General features: G+C 69.6%; 16 protein-coding genes, 2 pseudogenes and 1 riboswitch. Of the genes and pseudogenes, 7 read left to right on the top strand and 11 right to left on the bottom strand.

What is annotated here, in order from left to right; all coding sequences use genetic code 11:
• Positions 1-84 precede the first annotated feature (84 nt).
• Together uvrA and ACIRA5_RS15885 are read left to right on the top strand one after the other, a co-directional pair.
• Positions 85-2,925, top strand: a complete 2,841-nt coding sequence (gene uvrA, locus ACIRA5_RS15890) for an excinuclease ABC subunit UvrA (protein WP_403691134.1) — start codon at positions 85-87, stop codon at positions 2,923-2,925.
• Positions 2,910-3,947, top strand: a pseudogene (locus ACIRA5_RS15885) (RNA polymerase sigma factor); the annotation flags it as partial. The gene uvrA and the pseudogene ACIRA5_RS15885, both read left to right, overlap by 16 nt.
• Before the next feature lie 157 nt (positions 3,948-4,104).
• Here ACIRA5_RS15885 and ACIRA5_RS15880 read toward each other — a convergent pair.
• The gene (locus ACIRA5_RS15880; protein ID WP_403691133.1) at positions 4,105-4,473 is read right to left on the bottom strand and encodes a hypothetical protein; all 369 of its coding nucleotides are present in this window, start codon (positions 4,471-4,473) and stop codon (positions 4,105-4,107) included.
• Positions 4,474-4,778: 305 nt separating this feature from the next.
• On the opposite strand from ACIRA5_RS15880, the gene ACIRA5_RS15875 reads away from it, so the two are divergent.
• Positions 4,779-5,618 (top strand): alpha/beta fold hydrolase, encoded by an 840-nt coding sequence (locus tag ACIRA5_RS15875; protein WP_403691132.1) that lies wholly within the window; start codon positions 4,779-4,781, stop codon positions 5,616-5,618.
• A gap of 117 nt (positions 5,619-5,735) precedes the next feature.
• Here the strand turns inward: ACIRA5_RS15875 and ACIRA5_RS15870 are convergent, their stop codons facing one another.
• Positions 5,736-6,035 carry a hypothetical protein gene (locus ACIRA5_RS15870; protein ID WP_403691130.1) on the bottom strand — a complete coding sequence of 100 codons (300 nt, stop codon included), beginning with the start codon at positions 6,033-6,035 and terminating at the stop codon, positions 5,736-5,738.
• Positions 6,036-6,582: 547 nt separating this feature from the next.
• On the opposite strand from ACIRA5_RS15870, the gene ACIRA5_RS15865 reads away from it, so the two are divergent.
• Positions 6,583-7,398, top strand: a complete 816-nt coding sequence (locus ACIRA5_RS15865) for a DUF899 family protein (protein WP_403691129.1) — start codon at positions 6,583-6,585, stop codon at positions 7,396-7,398.
• A 36-nt stretch (positions 7,399-7,434) separates the two neighbouring features.
• Here ACIRA5_RS15865 and ACIRA5_RS15860 read toward each other — a convergent pair.
• The 7 genes and pseudogenes from ACIRA5_RS15860 to ACIRA5_RS15830 all read right to left on the bottom strand — a co-directional run.
• Positions 7,435-7,596, bottom strand: a pseudogene (locus ACIRA5_RS15860) (LLM class flavin-dependent oxidoreductase); the annotation flags it as partial.
• Entirely contained in the window at positions 7,593-8,981 is a 1,389-nt protein-coding gene (locus ACIRA5_RS15855) for an NtaA/DmoA family FMN-dependent monooxygenase (RefSeq protein WP_403691128.1), read from the bottom strand. The gene ACIRA5_RS15855 and the pseudogene ACIRA5_RS15860, both read right to left, overlap by 4 nt.
• Before the next feature lie 17 nt (positions 8,982-8,998).
• A complete protein-coding gene (locus ACIRA5_RS15850) occupies positions 8,999-10,234 on the bottom strand; it encodes an LLM class flavin-dependent oxidoreductase (protein WP_403691126.1) in 1,236 nt (411 codons plus the stop codon).
• Between the two features lie 74 nt (positions 10,235-10,308).
• Positions 10,309-10,398: a putative leader peptide gene (locus tag ACIRA5_RS15845; RefSeq protein WP_343326426.1), complete on the bottom strand. Its 90-nt coding sequence runs from the start codon at positions 10,396-10,398 to the stop codon at positions 10,309-10,311.
• Positions 10,399-10,559: 161 nt separating this feature from the next.
• Entirely contained in the window at positions 10,560-11,585 is a 1,026-nt protein-coding gene (locus tag ACIRA5_RS15840) for an ABC transporter substrate-binding protein (RefSeq protein ID WP_403691124.1), read from the bottom strand.
• 80 nt (positions 11,586-11,665) lie between these two features.
• Positions 11,666-12,451 carry an amino acid ABC transporter ATP-binding protein gene (locus ACIRA5_RS15835; protein WP_403691123.1) on the bottom strand — a complete coding sequence of 262 codons (786 nt, stop codon included), beginning with the start codon at positions 12,449-12,451 and terminating at the stop codon, positions 11,666-11,668.
• Complete coding sequence (locus ACIRA5_RS15830; protein ID WP_403691121.1) at positions 12,448-13,413, bottom strand: amino acid ABC transporter permease; 966 nt, start codon at positions 13,411-13,413, stop codon at positions 12,448-12,450. Before ACIRA5_RS15830 ends, ACIRA5_RS15835 begins: the two co-directional genes overlap by 4 nt.
• Before the next feature lie 469 nt (positions 13,414-13,882).
• Positions 13,883-14,029: riboswitch (SAM riboswitch) on the top strand.
• A 30-nt stretch (positions 14,030-14,059) separates the two neighbouring features.
• On the opposite strand from ACIRA5_RS15830, the gene ACIRA5_RS15825 reads away from it, so the two are divergent.
• Together ACIRA5_RS15825 and ACIRA5_RS15820 are read left to right on the top strand one after the other, a co-directional pair.
• The gene (locus ACIRA5_RS15825) at positions 14,060-14,140 is read left to right on the top strand and encodes a putative leader peptide (protein WP_351660076.1); all 81 of its coding nucleotides are present in this window, start codon (positions 14,060-14,062) and stop codon (positions 14,138-14,140) included.
• 237 nt (positions 14,141-14,377) lie between these two features.
• Positions 14,378-15,067 (top strand): cell envelope biogenesis protein OmpA, encoded by a 690-nt coding sequence (locus tag ACIRA5_RS15820; RefSeq protein ID WP_403691120.1) that lies wholly within the window; start codon positions 14,378-14,380, stop codon positions 15,065-15,067.
• Positions 15,068-15,132: 65 nt separating this feature from the next.
• On the opposite strand, the gene ACIRA5_RS15815 is transcribed toward ACIRA5_RS15820, so the two are convergent.
• On the bottom strand, positions 15,133-15,648 hold the full coding sequence (locus ACIRA5_RS15815) for a YceI family protein (protein ID WP_403691118.1): 516 nt from the start codon (positions 15,646-15,648) through the stop codon (positions 15,133-15,135).
• A 156-nt stretch (positions 15,649-15,804) separates the two neighbouring features.
• Here ACIRA5_RS15815 and ACIRA5_RS15810 point away from each other — a divergent pair, with 156 nt between their 5' ends.
• Positions 15,805-16,350, top strand: a complete 546-nt coding sequence (locus ACIRA5_RS15810) for a MarR family winged helix-turn-helix transcriptional regulator (RefSeq protein WP_403691116.1) — start codon at positions 15,805-15,807, stop codon at positions 16,348-16,350.
• 24 nt (positions 16,351-16,374) lie between these two features.
• Here ACIRA5_RS15810 and ACIRA5_RS15805 read toward each other — a convergent pair whose 3' ends face one another.
• Positions 16,375-17,169, bottom strand: coding sequence for a maleylpyruvate isomerase family mycothiol-dependent enzyme (locus ACIRA5_RS15805; protein WP_403691114.1), 795 nt, complete (start codon positions 17,167-17,169; stop codon positions 16,375-16,377).
• Positions 17,170-17,171 lie beyond the last annotated feature (2 nt).

Raw genomic sequence — 17,171 nt, 5'->3', positions numbered from 1 at the left:
GGTCGGCGGAGCGTCACCGAGGGCGGAACCAGTCGATAACGATTCGGCAACCGCACGCTCTACCGCGTCGTAGGGTTCGGACATGTGAAAGACCGACTCGTCATCAAGGGCGCCCGCCAGCACAACCTGCGTGACATCTCCGTGGAGTTGCCCAGGAATGCGCTCATCGTTTTCACCGGAGTATCGGGTTCGGGTAAATCCAGCCTGGCCTTCGACACGATTTTCGCCGAGGGCCGGCGGCGTTACGTCGAATCGCTTTCCGTGTACGCCCGGCAGTTTCTCGGCCAGTTGGACAAGCCCGATGCCGATGTGATCGAGGGCCTGTCGCCGGCCATCGCGATCGACCAGAAGACGACCGGTCGCAACCCGCGCTCCACGGTCGGCACCCTCACCGAGGTCTACGACCACCTGCGTCTGCTGTACGCGCGCGTCGGACGCCCGCACTGCCCCGAGTGCGGGGAGCCGGTCGAGCGGCAGACGCCCCAGCAGATCGTGGACCGGCTGCTCGCGAAGGGTGACGGGGTACGCGTCCAGGTGCTGGCTCCGGTCGTCCGGGACCGCAAAGGCGAACATGCGAACGTGTTCAGGCAGTTGCGGGCCGACGGGTTCAGCCGGGTGCGGGTCGACGGGGAGGTCCATCCGCTCACCGGGCCGCCGCCGCTGGACAGGCGCAGGAAGCACTCGATCGACGTGGTCGTGGACCGGCTCGCGGTGAAGGCGAGTGCGCGACAGCGACTGACCGAGTCCGTCGAGACCGCGCTCGGGCTCGCCGGAGGCGTCGTCTGCGTCGACCTCGTGGATCTGGACGCCTCCGACCCGGAACGTGAGGTGCGGTTCTCGGAGCGGATGGCCTGCCCGCGGGCGCACGACATCGGCCTCGAGGCGCTGGAACCTCGGCTGTTCTCCTTCAACGCGCCGTGGGGTGCCTGCCCCGAGTGCACCGGCCTGGGCTCACGGATGGAGGCCGACCCCGAACTCGTCGTACCGGACGAGGAGAAGTCGCTGTCCGAGGGCGCCGTCGCGCCGTGGACGAACACCAGCGGCGCCGAGTACTTCACCCGGCTGCTCGAAGCGGTGGCAGCGGCGGCCGGGTTCAGCACCGCCACCCCCTGGCGTCAACTGCCCGCCGCCGCGAGGAAGGTGGTGCTGCACGGGTTCCGGGAGCAGGTCCACATCACCTATCGGAACCGGTTCGGGCGTGAGCGTTCCCACCTGACCCGGTTCGAGGGCGTCCTCCCCCATGTCGCCCGTCGCTACGCGCAGGAGGACGCCTCCCGGGAGCGGTTCGCAGGATATATGCGTGAGGTGCCCTGCCCGGCCTGCGGCGGCGCCCGGCTGAAACCGGCCGTGCTCGCCGTCACCGTGGCCGGACGCACCATCGCCGAGCTGACGGCACTGCCCATCGATCAACTCGCCCGATGGGTAAGGAGCCTGGAGCTGGAGGGCTGGGAGCGGCGAGTCGCCGACGCCGTCGTCGCGGAGACCGGTGAGCGACTGCGGTTCCTTCTCGACGTCGGCCTGGACTATCTGTCGCTGGACCGGCCCGCCGCCAGTCTGTCCGGCGGCGAGGCGCAGCGGATCCGGCTGGCCACCCAGATCGGCGCGGGTCTGGTCGGCGTGCTGTACGTGCTGGACGAACCGAGCATCGGGCTGCACCAGCGCGACAACCGACGGCTCATCGAGACACTGCTGCGACTGCGGGACCGTGGCAACACCGTGATCGTCGTCGAGCACGACGAGGAGACCGTGAAGGCCGCCGACTGGGTGGTGGACATCGGGCCGGGCGCGGGCACGCACGGCGGACACGTGGTGCACTCGGGTACCGCGCACGAACTCCTCGACCATCCGACCTCCCTGACCGGCGCCTATCTGTCCGGCCGACGGCGGATACCGCTGCCCGCGGCACGCAGGCCCCGCACGGAGGGGCGCGCGATCACGGTGCACGACGCCGGCGCGCACAACCTGCGCGAGGTGTCGGTCTCCTTCCCGCTCGGGCAGTTCGTCGCCGTCACGGGTGTGTCCGGCTCGGGCAAGTCGACTCTGGTCAACGACATCCTCTACACGGCACTGGCCAAACGTCTGTACCGCGCCCACAAGGTGCCCGGCCGCCATCGCGCGATCACCGGCGTGGAGGGGATCGACAAGGTGGTCCAGGTCGACCAGTCCCCGATCGGCCGCAGCCCCCGGTCGAACCCGGCGACGTACACAGGGGTCTTCGACCGGTTGCGGCAGTTGTTCGCACAGACCCCGGAGGCGAAGATACGCGGCTACCAGCCGGGCCGGTTCTCCTTCAACCTCAAGGGCGGCCGCTGCGAGCACTGCTACGGCGACGGCACCCTCAAGGTCGAGATGAACTTCCTTCCTGACGTCTACGTGCCGTGTGAGGTGTGTCACGGAGCGCAGTACAACCGGGACACCCTGGACGTACACTTCAAAGGCAGGTCCATAGCCGACGTACTGGGCATGACCATCGAGGACGGCCTGGATTTCTTCGCGGAACACGCGATCATCTCCCGGCACCTCAGGACGCTCCATGACGTGGGTCTGGGCCATGTGAAACTCGGCCAGCCCGCCACGACGCTCTCCGGCGGCGAGGCACAGCGCGTCAAGCTCGCCGCCGAACTGCAGAAACGCACCAAGGGAAGAACGCTCTACGTCCTCGACGAGCCGACCACCGGCCTGCATGTCGACGACGTCCGCCAACTGCTGGCCGTGCTCCACCGACTCGTCGACCAAGGCAACACGGTCGTCGTCATCGAGCACGACCTCGACGTGATCAAGACCGCCGACTGGATCATCGACATGGGTCCCGAAGGCGGCCACCGCGGCGGCACAGTGATCGCCGAGGGCACCCCCGAACAGGTGGCGGCCCAGCCTCGGTCCTACACCGGGCAGTTCCTCCGACCGCTTCTGGAGAGGAGTTGAGCGCCATGGAAACGGACACTCAGGCATGGGAACTGGAGTCGCCCAATCCCGCCGCGTATTCGGACGAGGAGGACGACGCGCCCAGCCCCCGGCTCACCTCCGGCGGCGCCACGATCGATCAGGTGCGCGACTACCTCAAGCAGATCGCCCGGGTCTCCCTCCTCGACGCCGAGAAGGAGGTGGAGCTGGCGAAGCGGATCGAGGCGGGCCTGTTCGCCGAGCGAAGGCTCACGGAGGAGCCGCACATCAGCCCGGAATTCCAACGCGAACTGGAGATTCTCGCCGCGGACGGACACGTGGCGAAGTCCCATCTCGTCGAGGCGAACCTGCGCCTGGTCGTCTCCATCGCCAAGCGGTACAGCAGACGGGGAATGCTGTTCCTGGATCTGATCCAGGAGGGAAACACGGGACTGATCCGCGCGGTGGAGAAATTCGACTACACCAAAGGGTTCAAGTTCTCGACCTATGCGACCTGGTGGATCCGGCAGGCGATTTCACGCGCCCTGGCCGACCAGAGCCGGACGATCCGCATTCCCGTCCACATGGTCGAGGTCATCAACCGCATGGCCAAGGTCCGCCGGGAAATACTCCAGGACACCGGGGCCGAACCCACACCGGAACAACTCGCGGACAAGCTGGACGTCCCTGTCGAGAAGATCACCGAGATAGAGGGCTACAGCAAGCAGCCCGTCTCACTCCACACCCCGCTCGGCGAGGACGGCGGCACGGAACTCGGTGACATCCTGGAGGACAGCGAGACCATCTCCCCCGCGGACATGGTCACCTTCCTCCTCCTCAAGGACGCCATCCAGGCCGTCCTCGCGAACATGACCGCACGCGAGGCCGGGATCATCTCCCTGCGCTACGGCCTCATCGACGGGCAGGCCCGGACCCTGGAGGAGATCGGGCAGGTGTACGGGGTGACACGTGAGCGCATCCGTCAGATCGAGTCCAAGACGATGTCCAAACTGCGCCACCCCTCCCGCTCCCAGGCCCTACGGGACTACCTCGACGTCAGCTGATTCCCCACTCCTGCCAGCGGGTGAGCAGGTTCGAATCCTGCCGGAGGCAGAGCGATTCGAACCTGCCGGGGGCAGAGAGAGAAGAGCCGGCCGCGGGGACAGAGAGACGGTCGGCTCAGGAGGGGTTTCCTCCCGGGCCGACCCTTCGGCGGGTGTGTCAGGAGGGCGGGCATCCGAACCAGTTCACCTTGCCGTTGCCCGAGGTGTAGCCCATGCAGCTGATGGTTCTGTTGTGCAGGGTCTCGGTCCGGTCGACCCCTCCGTCCAGAGTGTCCCTCTTGTAGTGGGTCCGTACGAGGGTGTCGATCTCGATGGTGTACCAGCGTCTCTTGTTGTTCGGGATGCTGCAGTGGTGGCCGGTCAGGTTGCGGCTGGGCCCGGCGCTGCTCCACATGTCCTGTTCGGCGCGGTCGCAGTGCGCGCGACCGTAGGCGTCGGCCGTGCCTGCGCCGGTGCCGAGCAGGGCCGCCGAGCCCGTGATCACCGCCGCGGTAACGCCGAGCAGGCGCTTCAGAGTGAGGTTCATCGATTGGTCCTCCTGCCAGATGTGGTGACGGCTCGGAGTCGCCATGTCACCGCGCTGTGATAATCGCATTTATCCGGCATGTCCGGCTCGCCAGCCGGAGGTGCAATCCCTCGACCCGGTGACGCGGGTGACGCCAATGCAGCAGGCGACGAGCCCTCGCGGCGTGAAGGCGATGGCGGCCAGAGCCAGGACTTCAGTACTCATGGATAACCGAGTCTCGTCATGAGAGTCCACTTGCATGAAGAGAGCGAACCCTCTAACTTCATGAGAGTCAACTCTCACCACGCGATGACAAGGACCTCCCCATGACCACCCCTGCCTCCACCCCTGCCTCCACCCCCACCTCCCGCACCATCGAGCTGACTGGCGGACTGTCCGTCAATGTCGAGGAGTACGGCGAGAACACCGAGGGCACCGGCGTGCTGATGCTGCACGGCGGTGCCGGCCCACGCACGGTGGCCGGCATCTCGTCCGCACTGTCCGAGCAGGTGTACGTCGTCACGCCGACCCACCCCGGCTTCGACGGCACTCCCCGACCGGAGCGGTTCGACACCGTCGCCGACCTGGCCGTCGCGTACCTGGATCTGCTCGACGCCCTGGACCTGAAGGGCGTCATGGTGGTCGGCAACTCCATCGGCGGCTGGATCGCCGCCGAGATGGCCCTGCGCGACAACCACGGCCGGATCGGCGCGCTGACCCTGCTGAACGCGGTAGGCATCCACGCCCACATGAAGGAGAACCGGGTCGTCGACCCGCGCACCCTGGCCCCGGCCGAGGTGAGCCAGTTGTCCTTCGCCAACGCGCGGTTCCGCCCCGACTTCGCCTCGTTCAGCGAGGCGCAGCGGGCCGCGGCGGTCACCAACCAGAAGACCCTCGCCGTGTACGGGGGCGAGGGGTTCACGTACGACCCGAAGCTGCGTGGCCGACTGCACCGGGTGACCGTGCCGGTGCTGGTCGTCTGGGGCGAGGAGGACGGCATAGCGCCCCTGAAGTACGGGCGTGGCTACGCCGACTCGTTTCCCAACGGGCACTTCGCCCCGATCCCCGACGCCGGGCACTTCCCGCAGATCGAGCAGATGGGACGCACCCTCGGAGCCATCGGCGACTTCGTCAGCACGATCGTCAAGCCCGACGCTTCGGCTTGACCGTCTCGTACCCCGGCCCGTCCCGCCCCCCGGCTTGCCTGCCTGCCGCACGCCGGAGCTCCAAGCCCGGCGCGCGGCAGGCACGGCTTCGCAGCCGAATCGGCGTTCGTCCTGTCCCTAGGCCGCACCACTGACGTCAGCGGCGATGAAACGCCGGTGGAGCGGACTGAAGCCTGTCTCGGGTGTACCGGTGATGCCGGCCTTCTGGATCGCGGGTGCGAGCCGTTCGGCGAAGAAGATCTCGAATGCCTGCTGGGATTCCCACACATCGGTCACATGGAACCCCTGGGCATCGAACCAGGCCACGTGCACCTGGCCACCAGCCGCCGGGATCTCCTCCCAACCGACCACATCCCGCACCATGTCGTACTGCTCCGGCGTGACCCCTGCCCAATGCATCGACATCACCACAGCCATGCCCAGCCCCCTTGCTGCTCGTCGTGCCAAACGCGGTGCGCGGCCCGACCTCCACTCGCTGCCGGTACCAGCACTGAAATCGTTCCACCCCGCGGGCCTTGCCGGACAGAGCGCGCAGAGGCGTACCGGCGCCTGCGGAAAGCCTCGTACGCTATCTGACGGGCTGGGTGACGCCCACCCCGACACCTTGATCAGCCGCAACAACCTCGCCCACGCTCGCGCAACCGTCCAGACCGGGCAGCGACCAAGTACCGCAACCGCACCAACCGCCCCCGACCGGCATCGTCCACCGGCGGCTTCGGAGCGGTGAGGGCGGGTTTCGTGGTCGCGGGCCGGGCGGCGCGATCGTGGGACGGTGCGCGGGGACCTAGTGGGGCTAGTGGGGCAGACGGGTGCCGGCCACGGAGTCCTGGAAGCGCGTCTGGGAACTTGTCAGCACCGAGGGCGCTCCGCCGCGATGAGTTCTGGCCGGTGCCCGAGTCTCTTCTGGTGAGCGTTGTGGGACGTCTTACAACGCTGCCCGGCACGAGACACCACGGAGGACACCATGACGACCACGCCGAGTGACCCGACCACCGCGCTGCCCGGCCGCCCGCCCGTCGTCGACCTGGCCACCTGGCAGACCGCCCGTGACGAGCTGCTGGTCCGCGAGAAGGCCCATACCCGCGAGGGCGACGCCATCGCCGCGGCCCGCCGCCGGCTGCCGGTGGTGGAGCTCGACGGGACGGTCGAGGTCGTCGGACCCGACGGCCCGGTCCCGTTCCTGGACCTGTTCCAGGGCCGCGACGAGCTCGTCGTCTACAAGCACATGTGGCACGACGGCGCACCGCACCAGGGACAGTGCGAGGGCTGCACCACCACGGCCTGGCACCTGAAGGACGCCGTCTACCTCGACGCCCGCGGTGTCTCGTTCGCCGTCCTGACCACGGGCCGGTGGGACGAGGTGGCCTCCTACGTCGAGTTCATGGGCTACACCCAGCCCTGGTACTCGGTGCGTGACGTGGACGGGCCGGTCGGCGCCCCCATGGGCTACCTCACCTGCTTCCTGCGCGCCGGCGACCGCGTGTTCCTCACCTACTCCACGACGGGCCGTGGCAACGAACCGGTCAACGGATCCCTCGCCCTGCTCGACATGACGCCCTACGGCCGCGGCGAGGCGTGGGAGGACCACCCCGAGGGCAGGCCCGTGATCGGCGATGTCCGCGAGGGGCACCCGTCCGGGGTCCGCCAGGCCTGCTGGTACTGGCGCTCGGACGCGGACGGGAACGCCACCTGGGGCCCGACCAGCCGACCCGTGCCGCAGTGGACCCGCCCCGGCGCGACCCCTGTGGAGACCCTCGGCCGGCACGGCCACCACCACTGACGCGACGTCCTCGACAGCGTCGGCACAAGGAGTCCGGGGGTCGGGTTGCCGCTCCCCCACGCCGAAGCCGTCGAAGCCCAACTCCTCGGCGAGCAGGGCGTTGTCGAGGACCTCGCGGAATCGGTCGTGCGTGGGCTTGCGCACGCCGGTGATCGGGTCCGGCCGGTGCACGATCAGGGTGATGGCGAGGAATTTCATGACGCCGCGCGCTCGTCGCGCACGGTGTCCGGGTGGGCGAGGGCGAGGTGGTCGCGCAGGGTCGTGCCCTCGTACTCGGTGCGGTACACGCCGCGCTCCTGGAGCAGCGGGACCACGGTGTCGGCGAAGGTGTCGAGGCCGCCGGGCGTGATGTGCGGGACGAGGATGAAGCCGTCACTGGCGTCGGCCTGCACGAAGGCGTCGATGGTCTCCGCGACGGTGGCCGGGGAGCCGACGAAGGCCTGCCGGTTGCCGGTCTCGATGACCAGATCGCGGATGGACCACTTGTTGGCGGCCGCGAGCTCGCGCCACTCGCGGGCGGTGGCCAGCGGGTCGCGGTACATCCGGACCTGGGCGCGGCCCCGGGCGATGGTGTGTTCGCCGAGGTCCGGGTCGATGTCGGGCAGGGGTCCTTCCGGGTCGTACGCGGACAGGTCGCGGTTCCAGACGAACTCCAGGTGCTTGATCGCGGTGGCGCCGCTGACCTGCTGGCGGCGCACCTCGCGGGAGATCTCCTCCGCCTCGGCGTCCGTGTCGCCGAGGACGAAGGTCGCGGCGGGCAGGATGAGCAGGTGGTCGCGCTCACGGCCGTAGCGGGCGAGGCGTCCCTTGACGTCCGTGTAGAACGCCTGGCCCTCCTTGAGGGTGGCGTACCGGCTGAAGATCGCGTCGGCGCTGGAGGCGGCGAACTCGCGCCCCTCGTCGGAGTCTCCCGCCTGGAAGATCACCGGGCGTCCCTGCGGGCTGCGCGGGACGTTGAACTGTCCCTGGATGTCGAAGTGCTGGCCCTGGTGCACAAAGGCTCCGGCCTTCGCGTCGCGCAGGAAGGTGCCGGTCTGCCGGTCGGCGACGATCTCGTCCCCGTGCCAGGAGTCGAAGAGCTCGTTCGCCGTGGTCAGGAACTCCTCGGCCCGTGAGTAGCGCTCCTCCTGCGGGAGGAAGCCGCCGCGGCGGAAGTTCTCGCCGGTGAAGGCGTCCCAGGAGGTGACCACGTTCCAGGCGGCGCGGCCGTCGGAGAGGTGGTCGAGGCTGGCGAACTGGCGGGCCACCTCGTAGGGCTCGTTGAAGGTGGAGTTGATGGTGCCGGTCAGGCCGAGGTGTTCGGTGACGGCGGCGAGCGCGGTGAGGATCGTGAAGGTGTCGGGGCGGCCGACGACGTCCAAGTCGTAGATCTTGCCGCCCTGTTCGCGCAGTCGCAGCCCTTCGGCGAGGAACAGGAAGTCGAACTTGGCGCGCTCGGCGGTGCGCGCGAAGTGGGCGAAGGAGCTGAACTCGATGTGGCTGCCGGCCTCGGGGTCGCTCCACACGGTGGTGTTGTTGACGCCGGGGAAGTGCGCCGCGAGGTGGATCTGCTTGCGGGGCTTGTCCTGTGACGTGCTGCTCATGAGTGGGTCCCTCCGGCTCAGGCGGTGGCGGCGTAGCGGTTGACGGGGCGGGAGAGGCCGAGCAGCCCACGCAGGGTGTCGGACTCGTACGACTGCCGGAAGACGCCCCGGCGCTGGAGTTCGGGCACGAGGCCCCGGGTGACGGCGGGCAGGTCGTGGCCGAGTACGGCGGGACGCAGCCGGAAGCCGGACAGCCCCGCCTCCACCAACTCCTGGAGCAGATCGGCCAGTTGGGTGGGCGTGCCGGTGAAGATCCGGGCATCGCTGGTGTACGGGTATCCGGCCAGGGCGTCGAGACGCTCGCGGCGGGCCGCCGCGGCGGCCGGGTCGTCGTCCAGGAACACCACGAGGTCACCGAAGAGGTGCAGGGGTTCGTCGGCGCGGCCGGCCGCCGTCCGCTCGGCGCGGATCTCGTCGACGACGGCACGGGCCTGGCCGGCGTCGTGCGGGGTGACGTATCCGATGTCGGCGGCCCGGGCCACGAGCCGGTAGGGGACGGTCGCGTGGGCCAGGGCGCTGACGATCGGCTGGCCCTGCGGCGGGCGGGGGGTGATCGAGGGGCCCTTGACGCTGAAGTGCTTGCCCTCGAAGTCGATGTAGTGCAGTTTGTGGCGGTCGACGAAGCGTCCGGTGGCGACGTCCCGGATCTCCGCGTCGTCCTCCCAGCTGTCCCAGAGCCGGCGCACCGCTTCCACGTAGTCCGCGGCCTCGTCGAAGAGGCCGGTCGTCAGCTCTCGCAGGGCCGGGCTGTCCAGGTCCTCGACGCGCAGCGGCGGGAGCGTACGGCGGCCGAAGTGCGCGGCTTCGTGCGCGCGGGCCGACACCTGCACCCGTACGCCCGCGCGGCCCGTGCTGACGTAATCGAGGGTGGCGATCGCCTTGGAGAGGTGGAAGGGCTCGGTGTGGGTGACGACGGCGGTCGGGACCAGTCCTATGTGGCTGGTCAGCGGGGCGACGCGGGCGGCGACCAGGACGGCGTCCAGGCGCCCGCGGACCTGGTCGGTGCGGCTGTCGGGCTCGGTGAGGTGCGAGGACTGGAGTCCGAGGGCGTCCTCGATGGTCACGAAGTCGAGGAGACCGCGCTCGGCCTCGGTGACCAGGTCCGTCCAGTACCCGGCGGTGAGCAGCTCACGGGGGCGGGCCACCGGCTCGCGCCAGGCGGCCGGGTGCCAGCCGGCGCCGTCGAGTGCGACGGCGAGGTGCAGATGGGGGGACGAGGGGGAGGAAACGGGCAGCGAAGATGATACGGACACGGAGGGGTGCCTTCCTGGTCGACCGTACGAGAGCGCGGCCCTCTACGCGGAGGGCGCGGCGGCGGGGTGACAGGTCAGGGACGACAGAGCGCGCCGGCCACGCGCTGGAGATCGATGTGCGGCCGGGAGTGCAGGTGCACACGGCGGCGCGGGACGAGCGCCATGACGCGGTGAGCGGACCCGACTCGCACGTCCCTCACCTCCGCTTTTGTGTTCCGGCGGACCCATGGCCGCGCCGACGTCGTGAATCCCCTCAGCACAACGGTCCGCCTACGCCGTCTGTTCCTGCTGGGCACCCGGAGGGCGTCGGACCTCCGGGAAGCGGTCAGGAGTTGTCGAGCGGCAGGCCGGGCGGATTGATCCGCGAGGTGCTGACGGCCTCGTTGGAGAGGTTCCAGGCGGCGAGCCACTTGGCGTACTGACCGTCCTTGATGAGGTGGTTGATCGCGTCGGCGACCGGCTTGGCCAGCCCGCTGTCCTTCTTCGCGGTGGCCGCGATCAGGCCCTGGAGGGTCGCGCCCGCGCCGGAGAACGTGCCCGCGTTGCGGGTCGGGTCGGGCGTCTTCGCCGTCTGGGTGACGTGGTACGAGATACCGGGGTTGGGCCCGAAGTAGGCGTCGATCTTCCCGCTGGACAGCGCCAGATAGACGCTGTTGTTGTCCTGGAAGTACTTGACGGTGAGCTTCTTGCCCTCCTTCGCGAGCTTCGCCTTCCACTCCAGCAGGAGCTTCTCCTGGTTGGTTCCGGCGCCCACGGAGACGGTCTTGCCGGCCAGGTTCTCGTAGTCGCCTGCGAAGTTCCAGGTGCTCTTCTTCAGCACCTCGAAGGCGAGGTTGTCCTGCCGGTAGGAGGCGAACTCGTACTTCTTCTTGCGTTCCTCGGTGTCCGTGACGTTCGTGAAGGCGACGTCGACCTTGCCGCTGTCGATGCCGACGAACAGGTTCTCCCAGGTCGAGTTCTTCACCTCCGCCTTCAGCCCGAGGACCGCGGCGACCAGTCGACCGAGGTCGGGTTCGGCACCAGTGAGGGTCTTCTGGTCCTGGCCGACGTACGCCAGCGGCGGGAACCCGGCGGGCAGCGCTCCGACGCCGACGACCAGCTTGCCGCTCTTGGCGACGGACTTGGGCAGCTCGGCGCTGATGGACGTGACCTCGGACACCTTGAGGTCGGTCTGCCGCGCGGCGCCGTTGGAGAGCGCGCCCACGATGACGGTGCCGGCGGCCGCCCTGTCGGAGGTGGTGGCCGCGTCGCTCTCGCCTCCGCAGGCGGCGAGAGCGGCGACGAGGGCGGCGACGGCGGTGGAGGCGGTGAGGCCACGGAGGAGTTTGCTGCGGAGGGTGAGGGTGCGCATGACTGTCCTTGTCCGATGCTCGTGAGTGAGGCGTGAGGTGGGGAAGGCGTGAGGGGTGACGGGGCGGGAGGGCGGGAAGGTCAGAGGACCTTGCTCAGGAAGTCCCTGGTCCGCGCGTGCGTCGGGTGGTCCAACACCTCGGTGGGCGAGCCCTGTTCGACGACGCGGCCCTCGTCGAGGAAGACGATCCGGTCGGCCACCTCGCGGGCGAAGCCGATCTCGTGGGTCACGATGACGAGCGTGGTGCCGCTGGTGGCCAGGGCCTTGATGACGGCGAGCACCTCGCCGACCAGCTCGGGGTCGAGGGCGGAGGTCGGCTCGTCGAAGAGGATGACTCCGGGGCGCAGCGCGAGGGCACGGGCGATGGCGACCCGCTGCTGCTGGCCGCCCGACAACTGGCGTGGATAGGCGTCGGCCTTGTCGCCCAGACCGACACGGTCGAGGAGGGTGCGCGCGAGCTCCCTGGCCTCGGGCCGCTTCAGCCGTCGGGTCGCCACCGGCGCGGCCGCCACGTTGTCCAGCACCGTCAGATGCGGGAACAGGTTGAAGTTCTGGAAGACGAACCCGATCCGGCCGCGCTGAGCCAGGATCGCCCGCTCGGGCAGCTCCTTGAGCTGCTCGCCGTGCCGGCGTACGCCGATGAGCTCGCCGTTCAGGCTGACATGGCCGATCTCGGGCTTCTCCAGGTGGTTGATCACCCTGAGGAGGGTGGACTTGCCGGAGCCGGACGGACCGAGGATCACGGTGACCTCTCCGGGCCTCACGGTCAACTCCACTCCGTTCAGCACGTGTTGGGCGCCGTACCACTTGTGCACATCGCGCACCTCGACGGCGGCCGGTCGGATCTCGAGCGTCTCGCCGGTCATATCGCCGCCTCCTTGCGGACCCGGGCCCGCAGATCACGCAGACCGGTGCGGACCTTCTGCAGCGGGGTCGGCGGGAGGGAGCGCAGCGCGCCCCGCGCGTAGTACCGCTCGACGTAGAACTGGACGACGGACACGACGCTCGTGAGGATCAGGTACCAGGCGGTGGCGACCAGCAGCAGCGGCACGATGTCGCCGGGGTAGGTGGAGCCCATGCTCTGCACCGAGCCGAAGAGGTCGAGCAGCGAGACGTAGAAGACCAGCGACGTGCCCTTGATCAGGCCGATCAGCTGGTTGACGTAGTTCGGGGTGATGGAGCGCAGCGCCTGTGGGAACACGATCCTCGTGAACTGGTAGCCCTTGGGCAGACCGAGTGCGGAGGCCGCCTCGTGCTGACCCTGGTCGACGGAGAGGACGCCGCCGCGGACCACTTCCGCCGCGTACGCCGCCTCGTTGAGGCTCAGTCCGACGACCGCGACGACCATGTCGGTGGCGAGCCGGGACTCGTCGAAGGTGAGGAAGGCGGGGCCGAAGGGGACGCCGAGGCTCAGCGTCTTGTAGAGCGCGCTGAAGTTGTAGAGGAAGAGCAGGACGACGATGAGCGGCACCGAGCGGAACAGCCAGATGTAGACCCAGCTCACCGCGCGCAGCACGGGGCTCCTGGAGAGTCGGGCCAGGGCGAGCAGAATGCCGCCGAGCAGGCCCAACACGGCGCTGAAGAGCGTCACTTCGAGGGTGATGAGCAGGCCGTCGAGGATCGTGGGACGCAGGAACCAGTACGCGAACCGGTCCCACTGGAAGAAGGGGTTGGTCGCCAGCCCGTGGACGATCTGGGCGACCACGACGAGCGCGATGGCCGAGGCGATCCAGCGGCCGGGGTGGCGCAGGGGCAGCACGCGTTGTGCCGCGGCCGGGCGGGGCTCCGTCGTGCTCAACGGCACGGCGGAGCCCAGGGATTCACTCATGGAGGGCTCCAACGAATGCGGACACACCGCCGCCGGCCCGTACGACGGCGGTGCGCGCGGGGACAGACGGATGTCAGGGGGTACGGAGGGAGGAGATGCTCATCGACAGCGCGCCGTCAGGGCGGCGGGCGAGGGAGGCCGAGCCGTGCGGACGTTCAACGCCGCGGAAGGCGGAAGCGGTCAGCCCTGACAGAGACAGCGGGCACCGCGGGAGCTACAACACAGTGCGGCGGCTGGGCAGCCGTGGCGCCGCGAAGCGGTCGTCCCGTCAGCTGCGCACATCGCGTTCACCGTCACCATTCCGCCCCGCTGGGCCTCGAACGCACCGGAATCGATCCGGTCCGATGCGGCGTAAGTTAGGCACGGCCCCAAACGAATGTCAACGCGCTCCGGCCGGAACGACCACGTGGTGAGACCGCGCATATGCCTTCTTGACGGCTCAGCGGACCGCACCGAGACTGACGGGGACGGTCACGATTGTCAGCGCCCGTCGTGCGGGTTCCTCCCGTTCGACGCGGTGATCGGCCCCGGCCCGCTGACAGGCAACCCTTCCACCGCGACGGGGTGCCCCGGGTGACGACCGGGTCCCGCCGGTGCGGTGGGGCAAGCGTGGTCTCGCCTCTCGCGAGCCCCGGACACGGGAGCGATGGGAATGGCCAGGAGGAGCACGAACGGTCTGACCAGGCGCCTGCACATCGATCTGCAGCGGGTCTCCAGCGCGTACTGAGCGCTCGGCTGGAAGTGCCGGGATGTGCCGTCGATCGTCTACGGCGCCCTCGTGGCCGGTCGCGCAGTTCCCCGCACCCCTTCAGGGTGCTGCCGAACCGCAGCGGACTTCACCCGACCCGCTTCGTCCGGTCAGGTACGTCCCGCGATCCGGACCGGCCCGTACGTCAGCGCAGTCACTCCGTTCCGCCACCGCCGCCCAACGGGTCGCGGGGGCTTCGACGTTGCCTGGAGAGTCATGCCCAAGACAGTCTCGCTCGCCGCCCCTCGCCCCCACCGCATCCGCAGCCGCATCGGCGTCGGCCTGGCCGGCGGCTTCTACCCGGCGCCGCACCGCTATCAGCTGTACCTCGCCGAGGGCTGTCCGCGCTCGCTGCGCATCTCGATCACCCTGGAGCTGCTCGGTCTCCACGACTCGGTCGCCGCCACGCTGCTGACGCGTCCCGCCGAGACACCCGAGGCGTTCGCCGCACTGCGCGGCGCGTACGAGGCCACCTGGCACCACTACGACGGTCCGCTCACCGCGCCCGCGCTGTGCGACCGTTGGAGCGGACGGATCGTGAGCAACCACACGCCGGACATCCTGCGTGACCTCGCCGGACTGCCGGTCTGTCAGGGCGACGCCCGCCTCCCCCGGCTGAACCCACCGGCCCTCATCGCGGACATCGACGCCTTGCGCGAACTCCTCGACCGGGACGTCACCCCCGCCGCGCCGCCGCTTGCGCGCACGACGGCACTCCAGTCGCTGGACCGGCAACTCGCCTCGCACATCCACGCGTTGGGCGACGAGCTGACGGCCGCGGACGTCGATCTCTGGGTGGCCCTGACCCAACTCGGCCCGACGGAGTCCCTCTCCCCCTATGGACGGCTCCGGGACTACGTACGTCGGCTCGACGCCCACCCGGCCTTCCACGGCAAGGTGCGCTGAGCGCGTACGCCAAGGTCGCCGGGGCCGGCTGGGCCTCAGGGCCCGGGCCCCGGCGCCGCGTCGGCTCAGCCCTTGGCGCGGGTGAAGACGAGCGTGCCGGTGACGGTCGTCAGGCCGCGGATCATGCCCATCTGGTTCCAGCCCATGTCGAACTGGTCGCGGTCCACGATGAACTCCGCGGTGAGCGTGACGGTGTCGGCGCTCGCCCCGGTCACCCGGCCGGTGACGGGCTGCGGCCGGCTGATGCCGCGCACGGTCAGCTGCCCGTTGATCTCCACGGTGTCGTCCTGACCGAGGACGGCCTCGCGGACGGCGAAGGTGATCGTGGGGTGGCGGTCGGCGTCGAAGAGGTCGGCGGAGCGGAGGTGCTCGTCCCGCTTGGCGTTCTTCGTGTCCAGGGACGCGACATCCAGGGTGATGGTGCCGCGGGCGGTCCCGTCGGGCTGGACCTCGCCCTCTCCGACGACTCCGGTGAAGGTGCCCTTCACGGTGACCATGCCCCACATCGTCTTGTGCTTGATGGCGACGGTGGTACGGGCGGGGTCGAGCTGCCACAGGCCGGTTTCGACGGCGACGGTCATGAGAGTTCTCCAGACGGTTACGGGCAGTGCACAGGGGTGCGCGACGCACGGGGCGCGCGGCACACGGGGACTGTGGGGACAACGCGGTCATCCAAATTTGGATGACTCCACGCTAGCCGGTTCTTCAAATTTGGACAACCGGTAGACTGTGACACTATGGCCGACCCTTCCAACCCCGCTGACCTGCCCGAACGCGAGCCGTCGGGCGACGGTGAGCTGTTGCCCGCCCCGCTGCGGGCCTGGATGCGTCTCCTGGCGGCGGCTGGGGCGATCGAGCAGCAACTGCGCACCCGCGTCAAAGACGCCCTCGACGTCTCGCACGACGAGTTCCTGGTGCTGTGCCTGTTGGCCGACCAGCCCGGATCCGGCCTGCGGATGACCCAGATCGCGGAACTGCTGGGCCGCCCCAAGACGCGGCTGACCTATCAGGTGGCGTGTCTGCAGCACGCGGGACTGATCACACGGCGCTCGGCGTGCGGCGACCGGCGCGGTATCGAGGTGGCCCTCACGGACAAGGCGCGTCGGCTGCTGCGCGAGTCCACGGGCCCGCTGGCCGACGCCGTCTCACAGGCCATCGCACAGACGGCCTGCGTGCAGCGCTACGAGGCCCTGCATGACTTGCTGCCACCCTCGCCGTGTCCCGGTGCGGACTCCGGGCGGGTCGAGGGTGGCGATGCGGCCCCCGAGGGGCCGGGGAAGTAGCCCCTCAGGGGATGGACCGGCGGATCAGAACCCGGGGAAGACGCGTCGCAGGTCGTCCAGGGTGAGGGTGTCGCCCTTGAGGGTCACCTCGGCCGGGGTGTGGGTGGCGGCGTGGCGGCCGGTGACGAGCCGCAGCCACCACTCGGCCGGTGCGCTCAGGACGGCGTCGGGCTCGGCCGGCTCGTCGGTGAGCGCGATCGCGTCGAACAGGTCGAGCCCGAACGCGCGCCGGGGAGCGGTGGTGTGAACCGCGAGCCGAACCTGCCGCCCGTCGAGCGCCTCGACCTTGCCGAGGAAGCCCATGAGCAGTCCGGCCTGGTCGAGGAGGGGCTCGACCGCGGCGGGCGCCAGGACCGCCGTACGGTCGAAGGCCACCTCGACGTCCCAGGTGTGGTGGGTGAACTCGCCGAGCCGCAGACCCGCCACCGTCGCGACGTCCACGGGCGCGGGCAGGAAGCCGAGGTCGACCCGGAGTTCGGCACGGGCCCGCGGGTCGAGAGCCTCGTACCCGCGCACCAGCGCCTCGTTGGCGGTCACGAAGCTCTCGGCGCGCTCGACCGGGGACATCGCGTCCCAGCGCGCCCACACCGACTTGTTGAAGTCGCCGTCCTTGGGCCCGGTGCCGTTCAGCGCGCCCTCCAGGGAGGCGAGGCCGATCTCCGCACCGCTGCCCAGGTGGCTGAGGACCTGGGACACGTCCCACTCCGAGGCCCCGGACGGCCGGGTGAGGTCGGCCGTGGCGAGCCCGTGCACCACGGCGGTCAGGTAGTCGTGTCCGCCGCGCAGGGCGTCGATGGTCCGGTCGGCACGGTCGTTCATGT

The organism is Streptomyces sp. NPDC096311, from assembly GCF_044763085.1.
GTDB lineage: Bacteria > Actinomycetota > Actinomycetes > Streptomycetales > Streptomycetaceae > Streptomyces.
This window is presented reverse-complemented; position numbering and strand designations above follow the sequence as displayed.

Bases quoted from the DNA above. Each gene is read 5' to 3' on its own strand.
- ACIRA5_RS15880 (WP_403691133.1), bottom strand. From the start codon at position 4,473: ATGAACCTCACTCTGAAGCGCCTGCTCGGCGTTACCGCGGCGGTGATC.
- ACIRA5_RS15875 (WP_403691132.1), top strand. From the start codon at position 4,779: ATGACCACCCCTGCCTCCACCCCTGCCTCCACCCCCACCTCCCGCACC.
- ACIRA5_RS15870 (WP_403691130.1), bottom strand. From the start codon at position 6,035: ATGGCTGTGGTGATGTCGATGCATTGGGCAGGGGTCACGCCGGAGCAG.
- ACIRA5_RS15865 (WP_403691129.1), top strand. From the start codon at position 6,583: ATGACGACCACGCCGAGTGACCCGACCACCGCGCTGCCCGGCCGCCCG.
- ACIRA5_RS15855 (WP_403691128.1), bottom strand. From the start codon at position 8,981: ATGAGCAGCACGTCACAGGACAAGCCCCGCAAGCAGATCCACCTCGCG.
- ACIRA5_RS15845 (WP_343326426.1), bottom strand. From the start codon at position 10,398: ATGGCGCTCGTCCCGCGCCGCCGTGTGCACCTGCACTCCCGGCCGCAC.
- ACIRA5_RS15840 (WP_403691124.1), bottom strand. From the start codon at position 11,585: ATGCGCACCCTCACCCTCCGCAGCAAACTCCTCCGTGGCCTCACCGCC.
- ACIRA5_RS15835 (WP_403691123.1), bottom strand. From the start codon at position 12,451: ATGACCGGCGAGACGCTCGAGATCCGACCGGCCGCCGTCGAGGTGCGC.
- ACIRA5_RS15830 (WP_403691121.1), bottom strand. From the start codon at position 13,413: ATGAGTGAATCCCTGGGCTCCGCCGTGCCGTTGAGCACGACGGAGCCC.
- ACIRA5_RS15825 (WP_351660076.1), top strand. From the start codon at position 14,060: ATGGGAATGGCCAGGAGGAGCACGAACGGTCTGACCAGGCGCCTGCAC.
- ACIRA5_RS15820 (WP_403691120.1), top strand. From the start codon at position 14,378: ATGCCCAAGACAGTCTCGCTCGCCGCCCCTCGCCCCCACCGCATCCGC.
- ACIRA5_RS15815 (WP_403691118.1), bottom strand. From the start codon at position 15,648: ATGACCGTCGCCGTCGAAACCGGCCTGTGGCAGCTCGACCCCGCCCGT.
- ACIRA5_RS15810 (WP_403691116.1), top strand. From the start codon at position 15,805: ATGGCCGACCCTTCCAACCCCGCTGACCTGCCCGAACGCGAGCCGTCG.
- ACIRA5_RS15805 (WP_403691114.1), bottom strand. From the start codon at position 17,169: ATGAACGACCGTGCCGACCGGACCATCGACGCCCTGCGCGGCGGACAC.